Genomic DNA, 12,587 nt, shown 5'->3' with positions numbered 1-12,587 from the left:
ATTTTATGAAGAAATTTTCAATTTTATTTGCATTCGTGTTAGCCATGACTTGCATGGTATGTAAAGCTCAGGGAACAATTACTGAAGATTTTAAACCTTCTGTGCTTAATCAGCCAGGACAGGAATTTCCCAAAGTTAATTCGCAAGGATATGCGAGGTTTCAAATTTTTGCACCAGAAGCACAATCGGTTGTGGTTAGCTTAGGATTAGGCGGAGCCAAAGGAGGAACGGTTCTGACAAAAGGAGAAAAGGGTTTTTGGACAGGAACAACTGCAGGACCTATGGACGAAGGATTTCATTATTATCATGTGACTGTTGATGGCGGGGTTTTTAATGATCCTGGAGCATTAAATTATTATGGTTCTACTCGTTGGGAAAGCGGGATAGAAATTCCGGCTCATGATCAAGATTTTTATGCACTTAAGGAGCTACCTCATGGCAGTGTTCAACAAATTCTTTTTCCTTCTAAGAGTACTAATACTTCGAGAAGAGCCTATGTTTATACACCGCCAACCTATTTTACAGAAACCTCTAAGAAGTTTCCTGTTTTGTACTTGCAACACGGTTGGGGCGAAGATGAAACCGCTTGGAGTAATCAAGGACGTGTTAACCTAATCATGGATAATTTAATAGCCGAAGGAAAAATAAAACCGTTCATCATAGTGATGACTTATGGTATGACCAATGAAGTTAAATGGGGAGGTATGGCAAGTTTTAAAATTGAACCTTTTCAAACTGTACTTGTTGATGAATTAATTCCTTATGTAGATTCTAATTTCCGTACGATTGCTAAGCAAAGCCACAGAGCTATGGCAGGTTTATCAATGGGCGGCATGGAAACACATACAATCACATTGAATAAACCGGATGTATTTTCACATTATGCGCTTTTAAGTGGTGGTATTTATAAACCAGAAGAAATTAAAGACAAGTCTAAAGTAAAACTTATTTTTATCAGTTGTGGAAGTAAAGAAAATCCAGATCGTGTAAATAGTGCTGTAAATACGCTAAAAGAAGCAGGTTTTAAAGCCGTTTCATATGTTTCGGATAAAACAGCACATGAATTTTTAACTTGGCGTCGTAGTTTTAAAGAATTCGCTCCTTTACTTTTTACTGATAAATAAAGATTATGGTCACTAAATCAATTGTATTCGGAATTGTGATGTTGTCTGCTTCATTCGTAATGGGGCAAACAAATACCGCTCAAATAGTTGAAGATTTTAAGCCATCTCCTGTTAATCAACAAGGGAAATTATTCCCTCAAGTAAACTCACAGGGTAGAGTAAGAGCCAGTATTTCTGCTCCTCAAGCCCACAAAGTACAGTTGGACATTGGAGGGACAAAATACGACATGATTAAAGATGCCAATGGAATTTGGACTGGAGAATCTAATCCTCAAGACGAAGGATTTCATTATTATCAATTAAATATTGATGGCGCATCGGTTCCTGATCCAGGGTCTCAATATTTTTATGGGGCTGGTCGATTAGGAAGTGGTATTGAAATTCCGGCTACAGACAAAGAATTTTATGCTCTTAAAGATGTTGCTCACGGATTGGTCAGTGAAAATATTTATTTTTCTAAATTGACTAATTCGTATAGACGCTGCTATGTTTATACACCGGCAGAATATTATCAAAATCAAAACAAACGATATCCAGTGCTGTATTTACAACACGGAAGTTTTGAAGATGAAACAGGATGGTCTCAACAAGGAAAAGCGAATTTAATTTTAGATAATTTAATTGCTGATCAAAAAGCGACACCAATGCTCATTGTGATGGATAATGGATATGCATATAAACCGCAAGCAAATAATTCTAGACCAGAATCTGTTTTTGAAGAAGTGGTAATTAATGAAATTATCCCTATGATTGATGCTAAGTTTCGTACGATAGCCAATCGCGAAAACAGAGCAATAGCAGGACTTTCAATGGGAGCTAATCAAACCATGAGAATTATGATGAATCATTTAGACACCTTTTCGTATTATGGTGGATTTAGTGGAACCTCTAATTATCCAAGTGCAGAACCTATTGATGTTGATACTTTTTTAGAGGGAAAATTTAAAGATGCCAATTCACTAAACAATAAGATAAAACTGTTTTGGTTGGGATTAGGGACTAAAGAACCTGTGCCTTTTCCGGGTTCAGTAGGTGCATTTAAAACAATGTTAGACAAACAAGGTATTAAATATGTGTACTATGAATCACCCGAAACAGCTCATGAATGGCTTACTTGGCGTAGATGCTTGAACCAATTTGCTTCTAAAATTTTTAAAAAATAAAATATTTACCAACCAACAACTCTTAAACAATGAAAAAAATTATTGCAACGGCTTCAATGCTTTTTATGTGTAATTTAATGCTAATTGCACAGAAAATCGAAAAAGAAGGACCTAAAGGATTTGACCAATTAAGGCCAACAATTGCTCATGGGACAATAGATTCAATTAGTTATAATTCTACTACCGTAGGCACCATCAGAAAAGCATTGGTATACAAAACGCCAGGTTTTTCTAAAGATAAAAAATACCCAGTTTTGTATTTACTTCATGGAATTGGTGGTGATGAAAAAGAATGGTTAAAAGGCGGAACACCACAAATTATTTTAGACAATTTATTTGCCGAAGGAAAAATAAAGCCAATGATTGTAGTGATGCCTAATGGTAGAGCGATAAAAGACGATCGTGCTACAGGAAATATCATGGCTCCAGAAAAAGTGCAAGGTTTTGCTACTTTTGAAAGAGATCTTTTGGACGATTTAATTCCATTTATCGAAAAAAACTATCCAACATTAACCGATAGAGAGCATCGTGCTATTGCAGGACTTTCCATGGGTGGCGGTCAATCTTTGAATTTTGGTTTAGGTAATCTGGATAAATTTGCCTGGGTAGGTGGTTTTTCATCGGCTCCTAATACGAAATTGCCAGAAGTTTTGGTTCCAAATCCAGAAGAAACAAAGAAAAAATTACAACTTTTATGGATTTCTTGTGGTGATGCAGATGGACTATTGAATTTTAGCAAACGTACACATGAATATTTACTAAAAAACAATGTTCCTCATGTGTATTATTTAGAGCCAGGAGGTCATGATTTTAAAGTTTGGAAAAATGGATTGTACATGTATTCTCAATTTTTATTTAAGCCAGTAGATGTAGCTTCATTGAGTCAATACACAATTTTGAATACAGCCTCAACTGACAAATAACCCCTTTTTTACTAATAATTCAATACATTTTAATGTTTAAATTTTTTCAATCAAAGGCAGTATTACTTTTTATTTTTGTAGCATTTTTGAATCTTTCTTTGTTAAAGGCTCAAAATCCTATTGTTCAAACGAATTACACTGCCGATCCCGCCCCAATGGTTTATAACGGAAAAGTGTACTTATACACCAGTCATGACGAAGATGAATCCACTTGGTTTACTATGAATGATTGGCGCTTATATACTACCGAAGATATGGTCAATTGGACAGATCATGGAGCTGTTCTTTCGTATAAAGAATTTGATTGGGCAAAAATGAATGCCTGGGCTACTCAATGTATCGAGCGACAAGGAAAGTTTTATATGTATGTGCCTATTACTGATCGGCAGGGAAAGAACGGTATTGGAGTTGCTGTCTCGGATAGTCCTTACGGTCCTTTTATTGACCCATTAGGGAAACCTTTAATTTCGAATAGTAATGCCGATATTGATCCAACGGTTTTTATTGATAATGATGGTCAGGCTTATTTGTTTTGGGGGAATCCAGTATGTCATTTTGTGAAATTAAAAGAGAATATGATTTCCTACGAAGGCGAAATCCAACAAATACCAAATACTATTGAAGCATTTGGTAAAAGAGAAGGAAAAGTAAACGAACAAAGGCCAACTACTTATGAAGAAGGACCTTGGTTATATGAGCGCAATAATCTGTATTATTTATTTTTTGCTGCTGGGCCTATTTCAGAACATATTGGATATTCTACAAGTACAAATATTTTAGGACCTTGGAAATACCAAGGGATTGTAATGCCTACACAAGGAGGCTCGTTTACAAATCATCCTGGGATCATTGATTTTAAAGGGAAAAGTTATTTTTTCTATCATAACGGAGCGCTTCCTGGAGGAGGAGGTTTTACTCGTTCAGTATGCGTTGAAGAACTTAAATTTAATAAAGATGGTACTATCATTCCAATGAATATGACAGAAGGAATCAAGCAAACTTTAAAACCTTTGAACCCTTATGTTAAAACAGAAGCAGAGACAATCGCTTGGTCAGAAGGGGTAAAATCAATGAAAAATAATAGTGTTGGTAACTTTATCACAGCCAAAAGCAACAATTCTTTTACAAAAGTGAAAGAGGTAGATTTTGGTAAAGAAGGGGCTTCAAAATTCACAAGCAGAATTGGTACTACTCACAATGGAAATGTGACAATGGAAATACGATTAGATTCCAATGAAGGTGAACTAATAGGAACGATAAATGTACCAATGACGGGAGGTAATGACCGATGGGCTCTAAAAACAGTGGATGTTAAAAAAACAACAGGCATTCATGATTTGTATTTTGTTTTCAAAGGAAAAGCCAGCAGCAATATCCTGTATTTTGATTATTGGATGTTTGGGAAATAATTTTCCTTTCAAATATTTAAGCAATCGGTTGTTTTAATAAAAAAATAATGTAATTTAGATTTTTAATCACCAAAATATTTTTTTAAAGAACATCTGATTAACGAGTTTCAAAAAAAAAATAATGAAATCAACCAAAAAAAATAATGTAATGAAAAAAACACAAGTACTACTTTTTTTAAGTACAGTTTTGTTCTCCTTGACAGGAGCAAATAGTCAAAACAAGTCAAAAAATAACGCTCCTATCTTTTCGAATTTTACCTACCAAGGTGATGATCAGATTTATAAAGATAACCCATTAAAATCAGATGAATTTTATACTCCTGTTTTGCAAGGTTGTTATCCAGATCCAGCCATAACTCGCAAAGGCGATGATTATTATATGGTATGTTCATCTTTTGCGATGTTTCCAGGAGTACCTGTTTTTCACTCTAAAGATTTAGTAAACTGGACAGATTTAGGAGGCGTATTAAATGATGTAACTCAATTTAACCCTCATGACACAGGAATTAGCGCTGGAGTATATGCTCCTGGAATTACTTACAATCCTCATAATGATACTTTTTATATGATTGTAACTGCTTTTTCAGGAGGATTGAATAATATAATAGTAAAGACTAAAGATCCTAAGAAAGGATGGGGGAACCCAATTAAATTAGGTTTTGGCGGTATTGATCCATGTATATTTTTCGATGATGACGGGAAAGGATATATAGTTCATAATGATGCTCCGGATCAAGGAAAAGAACGTTATAATGGTCACCGTGTGATTAAATTATGGGAATACGATGTTGAAAACGATAAAGTAATTCCTGGTACAGATAAAATTATTGTTGATGGTGGTGTAGATCCTGCTAAAAAACCTATCTGGATTGAAGCTCCTCATTTGTATAAAAAAGATGGAAAATACTTTTTAATGTGCGCCGAAGGAGGTACAGGAGGTTGGCATAGCGAAGTAATTTTTAAAAGTGATAGTCCAAAAGGGCCCTTTATTCCTGCACCAAACAACCCGATATTGACTCAAAGATATTTTGAAAAAGACAGAAAAAATAAAGTAGACTGGGCTGGTCATGCCGATTTAGTTAAAGGTCCTGGTGATAAGTATTATGGTGTTTTCTTAGCGGTTAGACCTAATGAAAAAAATAGAGTGAATACAGGACGTGAAACATTTATTTTGCCAGTAGATTGGTCTGGAGAGTTTCCCGTTTTTGAAAATGGATTAATTCCATTAGAACCAAAAATTAAAATGCCTAAAGGGGTTACCGAAAATAAAGCAGGTAAAGAGGGTTTTTTCCCTAATGGAAATTTTACATTCAAAGATAATTTTACAGCTAGTAAATTAGACTACCGTTGGATTGGTCTGAGAGGACCTCGTGAAAAATTTATTGCAACAACTAAGAAAGGCTTACAAATAAATCCATTTGATACTAACATCAAAGAGATGAAACCTACTTCAACTTTGTTTTATCGTCAGCAACACAATAGTTTTTCTTTTACAACAGCTATCGAATACAAGCCAAATTCAGATAAAGATTTAGCAGGGGTTGTTGCTTTACAAAATGAGGGGTCAAATTATGTATTTGGAATTACAAAAAAGGATAATGATTATTATGTAGTATTACAAAAAAATCAAAAAACGAGAAGAGATACAGCTGTAAATTCTACAATTGTTGCTAGTGCCAAAATTGAACTTAAAAAACCACTACAATTGCAAATCAAAGCCCAAGGAGATCAATATACTTTTGGTTATTCAACAGATGGAGTTGAATTTGTTAATGTTGGAGGAGCAGTATCTGGCGATATTTTATCAACAGATGTTGCTGGTGGGTTTACAGGTTGTTTGCTAGGCTTGTATGCTACTTCAAACAACGATGCACAACCAAAGTAAATTGGTATAATTCATTGGATTTGTCCTGACTAGAAATATTCAGGACAAACCTAATTTTAATTCAGTTTTTTTCAATAATGTTCGATAAATAACCATTGTGAAATCTAATGGTGTATTTACATTGACCTATTTTATATTTTTAATTGCCATTCTTTGGTCATTAATGTATTATATAAATTAAGTTGTTAAAACGAAATAATAAATACGTGCTAATGTACAAACGATTTACAAGTTGGGTCTTTTTTTTAAATTTACTGATTCTTTTTTCAGGATGTCAATCTCAACGCTTATCAAATAATAAGTCAAGTTGGGTTGGAACTTGGGCTACTGCACAACAACTCGTTGAACCTCATAATGTTCCTCCAAGTCCTGGACTTACCAATAATACCTTGCGACAAATTATTAGAGTTTCCATAGGAGGTAAAAATATAAGGTTACATTTTTCTAATTTATTTAGTGATGAATCTACAGTTCTGGAATCGGTAACTGTTGCAAATGTTGTTGATGCTGCAATGATTGATGGTCAATCACTTAAGCAACTTACTTTTGATGGAAAATCATCAGTGGCTATTGAAGCAAAATCGGATGTTTTTTCAGATGCATTTGATTTTCCATTACAACCCGGTCAATTATTAGCCATTACCATTCATTATGGCAAAACAGCTTCGAAAATTTCTGGTCATCCTGGATCTCGAACCACATCATTTCTTTTAGAAGGGGATCATAGTAAGGATGTGAATTTTTCTGGTGCAATTAAAACCGATCATTGGTATAACATAATGGGAGTCGATGTTATGGCTTCTAAAAAAACAAGTGCTATTGTTTGTTTGGGAAATTCAATAACAGATGGGAGAGGTTCTGGAACAAATAAGCAAAATAGATGGACAGATATTTTGTCTGAGCGATTATTGGCAAAAGAAGCTACAAAAACTATCGGAGTATTAAATTTAGGAATTGGCGGAAACTGTGTTTTGAGAGGTGGTTTAGGACCTACAGCCTTAGAACGTTTTGATAGGGATGTACTATCTCAAAATGGAGTTAAATGGTTAATTCTTTTAGAAGGAATTAATGATATTGGAGGGATTCGTAAAGCAGAAGAAGCTCCAGTGCGAGCAAATGAACTTATTGAAGCTTATAAACTAATGATTAGTAAAGCCCATGCTAAAGGTATAAAAGTGTATGGTTGTACCATTTTACCATTTAAAAAATCATTTTATGATGCTGATTTTAAACAACAAGCAAGAAATATGGTAAATGAATGGATACGCTCTAGCCATAGTTTTGATGCGGTAATTGATTTTGATAAAGTAATGGAATCCAGTACAGAATCACAGACTATACTACCTGATATGCATGATAACGATTTTTTACATCCTAATGAAAAAGGATATCGTCGTTTAGGTGAGTCAATTGATTTAGAATTATTTAAAATTTAATTTTAATTGATTTGTTTGAGAGGTTTTTAATTAAAAACTTTATAATCTCGTTTTTTCCAAAAAATCATAAGTTAAACCCAATAGTTTACGGATAAAAATGCGGCAATAATTATAATTGTAGCGGTTATTTTGTATGTCCTAAATTGGTATTAAACAGATGGTTAAAATAATTTTATTTTTTTATCAAATAATTGGAGGAACAAAATAACTTTACAAAAATAGTTTAACCGATGAGTCAATCTATAAAAAAGCGATTGATTATCATTCAAAATAGTAATTATGAAGTTCACTAAAATTAAAAATGTATTATTGTTTCTTTGTATTCAATCATCTTTTGCTCAAATGCAACCTTTTAAGTTACAAGATGTAAAATTAAAAGAAGGTATTTTTAAAAAGGCACAAGATGTAGATCAACAATATATTTTAGCACTTAACCCTGATAAATTATTAGCACCTTATTTAATTGATGCTGGTTTGCCGCTAAAGGCTAGCCGATATGGAAATTGGGAAAGTTCAGGATTAGATGGTCATATTGCAGGACATTATTTGTCGGCTTTAGCAATGATGTATGCCAGTACTGGGAATGCTGAAATGAAAACTCGCTTGGATTACATGGTGAATGAATTAGCATTATGTCAGGCAAAAAATGGGAACGGTTATGTGGGGGGTATTCCTAATGGGAAAATCTTTTGGGAACGCATTCATAAAGGAGATATTGATGGAAGTACTTTTGGATTAAATAATACTTGGGTACCAATTTACAATATTCATAAACTTTTTGCGGGATTACGTGATGCTTATGAAATTGCAGGAAATGAACAAGCAAAAAAAGTGTTATTAGGCTTAGGAGATTGGTTTATTGAACTCATAAAACCACTTTCTAAAGAACAAATTCAGCGAATTTTAGACACAGAGCATGGTGGAATAAATGAAACTTTTGCTGATTTGTATATCATTACAAAAGATAAAAAGTATTTAGATACAGCCGAAAAACTTTCGCATCACAAATTACTAGATCCTCTACTAGAGCAGCAAGATAAATTAACAGGTTTACATGCTAATACTCAGATCCCGAAAGTAATAGGTTTTGAAAAAATTGCAGCACTAAACGATAATAAAGCGTGGAAAAATGCTTCTGACTATTTTTGGCATAATGTAACCGAAAAAAGAAGTGTAGCATTTGGGGGAAACAGCTATCGAGAACATTTCAATCCGATTGATGATTTTAAAAAAGTATTAGAATCAAATCAGGGGCCTGAAACTTGCAATAGTTATAATATGTTACGATTAACGATGGCTTTGTTTTTAAACAATAACGATCCTAGTTATCTCGATTTTTATGAGCGAACCCTGTATAACCACATTTTATCTACTCAACACCCAGAAAAAGGTGGATTCGTATATTTTACACCTATTCGACCTAATCATTACAGAGTTTATTCACAACCTGAAACGAGTATGTGGTGTTGTGTGGGATCTGGACTTGAAAACCACACGAAATACGGGGAATTAATTTATAGCCATACTGACAATGCTGTTTTTGTGAACCTTTTTATTCCATCAGAATTAAATTGGAAAGAAAGAGGGATACAATTGATTCAGAATAATAATTTTCCACACGAAAATGGGACAGAGTTGATTTTAAAATTAAATAAAAGCCAAAATTTTTCATTAAATATTCGTTATCCAAAATGGGCGAAGAACATTAAAGTAGTAGTAAATGGAAAAGCTGAACTATTTACTGCTAATCCTTCGCAATATATTAATTTGAATAGAAAATGGAGAAATAATGACAAAGTAGTGGTGCAATTTACAATGGAGACACAATTAGAATATCTTCCAGATGGTTCTAATTGGGCTGCATTTGTTCGTGGTCCTATTGTTTTAGCGGCTAAAACATCTACAAAAGATTTAAAAGGACTTTTTGCAGATGATAGTAGAATGGGGCATGAAACAAGAGGTAAATTATATCCAATTAATGAGGCACATGTTTTAGTAGGTAATAAAAACGATTACGTTTCCCAATTAAAAACTATTGATAATATGAGTTTCAAATTGGACACATTGAAATTGGAACCATTTTATCAAATACATGATGCCCGTTACCAAATGTATTTTCAAACTTTTAGCAAAGAAGGTTATGAATTACAAAAAGAACTTCAACAAAAACAAGAATTACAACAGTTAGCAATTGAAGCTCTTACAGTAGATAAAATAAATTGTGGAGAACAGCAGCCTGAAGTTGACCATCAATACAAAGGAGAACAAAGTAATTCGGGTTATGATAATGATAAATTCTGGAGAAGTACACGTTCGTATATTTCGTATAAGTTAATCAATAAAGACAATACTGGAAGCTATATTGAGATTAGTACTTTGGATGCAGTAGATACAAAGAAATTTGAAATCCTTATTAATGAAATTCCAGCTGAAATACTAGCTGTAGATAAGAATTCTTTCAAAGTCAAAGTTCCTAAAGCTGAAACAGTTCATTTAAAAATATTGGCAAAAGATAAAATGCCTACACCAAGATTTACTCTTATTAGAATTTTAAAGTAATTCCCCAAGTTATGATAATGTCAAAATCACGGACTTTCACATTGTTTTTTGGACTTTTTATCCTTTGTGTTTCAGCCCAAAATCCAATAATTAGAAATCAATTCTCTGCGGATCCTTCGGCAAGAGTTTTTAATAATCGTGTGTATTTGTATCCCTCACATGATATTTTAGCAAGTGAGGGTAAAGGCAGGAAAGATTGGTTTTGTATGGAAGATTATCATGTTTTTTCATCAGATAATTTGATAGATTGGACAGATCATGGTATGATTGTACACCAAAATAAAGTTCCATGGGTTCGTCCTGAAAGCTATAGTATGTGGGCACCTGATTGCATTGAAAAAGGAGGTAAATATTATTTTTATTTTCCATCTACTGTAAACGATACGCTTACAAATGAAAAAGGTTTCACAATAGGTGTTGCAATAGCAAGTAGTCCTACAGGGCCTTTTATTCCTGAAAAAATGCCTATCAAAGGGGTAAAAGGAATTGATCCCAATGTTTTTATAGATAAGGACGGTCAGGCTTATTTGTATTGGTCTCAGGGTAATATTTATGGAGCTAAATTGAAAGACAATATGCTTGAGTTAGATTCTGAAATTAAAATTTTAGGAGATTTACCTTCACAAGGTTTAAAGGAAGGGCCCTACGTTTTTGAGAGAAACGGAATATATTATATGACTTACCCTCATGTAGCTAATAAAATTGAACGTCTCGAGTATGCTATCAGTGATAATCCTCTTGGTCCTTTTAAAGTTGCAGGTGTAATCATGGATGAATCTTCAACGAATTGTTGGACAAATCATCATTCCATAATTGAATTTAAAAATCAGTGGTATCTGTTTTATCATCATAATGACTATTCACCATCTTTTGATAAAGCAAGGTCTGTTAGAATAGATAGTTTGTTTTTTAATTCAGACGGTACTATAAAAAAAGTAATTCCTACTTTTAGAGGCGTTGGAATTACAAAGGCTACGACTGAAATACAGATTGATAGGTACAGTAAGAAAAGTGATGTAGGTAGTAATATATCATTTTTAGACCCTAAAAATACTTTTAAGGGTTGGAAAACGACTTTGTCCAGTTCTAATGCCTGGATCGAATACGATCAGGTTGATTTTGGAAAAAATAAGGCAAAGACTTGTGTTGTAAAAGCCTATTCTACAACTGGAGGAACCTTGCACATAAAATCTAATACTATTGATGGAGCATTGATCACAGAAGTTAAAATTAAAGCCAAACCAGATTGGCAAGAAATAGAGGTTCCAATTATTAAGCAACTAACAGCTATTCACGATTTATTTGTTACTCTCAAAGAAAATGATAAAAACGTAGAATTAGATTGGATACGGTTTCAATAAAGATATATACTCAATTTGATCTATCTTTTTTATTTCTTCCTAAAAAATAAAATGATACTCTTAGGAAAAAAAACATCTTATTTTTTAACATATCATTATCCTAGAAGCATAAATATACTATTATTCATAAGGATTATTTATCTGATTAATTATTCATGTGATAATAATATATTATATAAATTATGTATTGTGAAATTAAATTAAAAATATATTAAAAAATATTTAAGCAATCGGTTGTTCATTTTGAAATTTTAATTATATTTGTTTATGAAAAAAAAGCATAAAGTTCTGTTAATTTAATTTGTGTAAAATTTACGCTTATAATTAAACAACCGATTGCTTTAATTTATACTCAACAGAATTTTTATATACTGTGAAGTGCTATTATCAGGAGTAACCAAAAATATATTATTAACCAACCAACTTTAACAACCACTCAAGCCTATGAAATAATAATGTAATAAAAAAACTGATTTTTGAAAGTTGATTTGTGGTTATTGGTCTGGTTTTGTAAAACTAACATTTATGAAATTAGGATTTTATTGTTATTGATAATCATTCTTTAAAATTTAGTTTTAGTCAAATTAATCATCATAGAGTATTTCGCTTTTATTTATTAATAGATTATCCGAAATTATTTAATCGGATTTTTATAATCTGTATTAAGTCTTTTCGATTTATATCATTAGGCTAGTGCGCAAATATAATTTCTATGAGTTTTAAAAAA

Annotated in this window: 8 protein-coding genes; all 8 read left to right on the top strand. The window is 32.8% G+C overall.

Annotated features, from left to right (window positions below):
• The first annotated feature begins 5 nt into the window (after positions 1 to 5).
• The 8 genes from ACFPTQ_RS11935 (at position 6) to ACFPTQ_RS11900 (ending at position 11,860) form a co-directional block, all read left to right on the top strand.
• Positions 6 to 1,124: an alpha/beta hydrolase-fold protein gene (locus ACFPTQ_RS11935; RefSeq protein WP_379777759.1), complete on the top strand. Its 1,119-nt coding sequence runs from the start codon at positions 6 to 8 to the stop codon at positions 1,122 to 1,124.
• Positions 1,125 to 1,129: 5 nt separating this feature from the next.
• On the top strand, positions 1,130 to 2,287 hold the full coding sequence (locus ACFPTQ_RS11930) for an alpha/beta hydrolase-fold protein (protein WP_379777758.1): 1,158 nt from the start codon (positions 1,130 to 1,132) through the stop codon (positions 2,285 to 2,287).
• Positions 2,288 to 2,316: 29 nt separating this feature from the next.
• Positions 2,317 to 3,210: an alpha/beta hydrolase gene (locus ACFPTQ_RS11925; protein WP_379777757.1), complete on the top strand. Its 894-nt coding sequence runs from the start codon at positions 2,317 to 2,319 to the stop codon at positions 3,208 to 3,210.
• Positions 3,211 to 3,242: 32 nt separating this feature from the next.
• Positions 3,243 to 4,619: a glycoside hydrolase family 43 protein gene (locus ACFPTQ_RS11920; protein WP_379777756.1), complete on the top strand. Its 1,377-nt coding sequence runs from the start codon at positions 3,243 to 3,245 to the stop codon at positions 4,617 to 4,619.
• A gap of 121 nt (positions 4,620 to 4,740) precedes the next feature.
• Positions 4,741 to 6,504, top strand: coding sequence for a glycoside hydrolase family 43 protein (locus tag ACFPTQ_RS11915; RefSeq protein WP_379777755.1), 1,764 nt, complete (start codon positions 4,741 to 4,743; stop codon positions 6,502 to 6,504).
• A gap of 212 nt (positions 6,505 to 6,716) precedes the next feature.
• A complete protein-coding gene (locus ACFPTQ_RS11910) occupies positions 6,717 to 7,940 on the top strand; it encodes an SGNH/GDSL hydrolase family protein (protein ID WP_379777754.1) in 1,224 nt (407 codons plus the stop codon).
• A 279-nt stretch (positions 7,941 to 8,219) separates the two neighbouring features.
• Positions 8,220 to 10,499, top strand: a complete 2,280-nt coding sequence (locus ACFPTQ_RS11905) for a beta-L-arabinofuranosidase domain-containing protein (protein WP_379777753.1) — start codon at positions 8,220 to 8,222, stop codon at positions 10,497 to 10,499.
• A gap of 17 nt (positions 10,500 to 10,516) precedes the next feature.
• Entirely contained in the window at positions 10,517 to 11,860 is a 1,344-nt protein-coding gene (locus ACFPTQ_RS11900; protein WP_379777752.1) for a family 43 glycosylhydrolase, read from the top strand.
• Positions 11,861 to 12,587 lie beyond the last annotated feature (727 nt).

This window comes from Flavobacterium sp. GCM10022190 (assembly GCF_042656445.1).
Taxonomy (GTDB): Bacteria; Bacteroidota; Bacteroidia; order Flavobacteriales; family Flavobacteriaceae; genus Flavobacterium; species Flavobacterium nitratireducens.
This window is presented reverse-complemented; position numbering and strand designations above follow the sequence as displayed.

Bases quoted from the DNA above. Each gene is read 5' to 3' on its own strand.
- ACFPTQ_RS11920 (WP_379777756.1), top strand. From the start codon at position 3,243: ATGTTTAAATTTTTTCAATCAAAGGCAGTATTACTTTTTATTTTTGTA.
- ACFPTQ_RS11935 (WP_379777759.1), top strand. From the start codon at position 6: ATGAAGAAATTTTCAATTTTATTTGCATTCGTGTTAGCCATGACTTGC.
- ACFPTQ_RS11925 (WP_379777757.1), top strand. From the start codon at position 2,317: ATGAAAAAAATTATTGCAACGGCTTCAATGCTTTTTATGTGTAATTTA.
- ACFPTQ_RS11900 (WP_379777752.1), top strand. From the start codon at position 10,517: ATGTCAAAATCACGGACTTTCACATTGTTTTTTGGACTTTTTATCCTT.
- ACFPTQ_RS11930 (WP_379777758.1), top strand. From the start codon at position 1,130: ATGGTCACTAAATCAATTGTATTCGGAATTGTGATGTTGTCTGCTTCA.
- ACFPTQ_RS11910 (WP_379777754.1), top strand. From the start codon at position 6,717: ATGTACAAACGATTTACAAGTTGGGTCTTTTTTTTAAATTTACTGATT.
- ACFPTQ_RS11905 (WP_379777753.1), top strand. From the start codon at position 8,220: ATGAAGTTCACTAAAATTAAAAATGTATTATTGTTTCTTTGTATTCAA.
- ACFPTQ_RS11915 (WP_379777755.1), top strand. From the start codon at position 4,741: ATGAAATCAACCAAAAAAAATAATGTAATGAAAAAAACACAAGTACTA.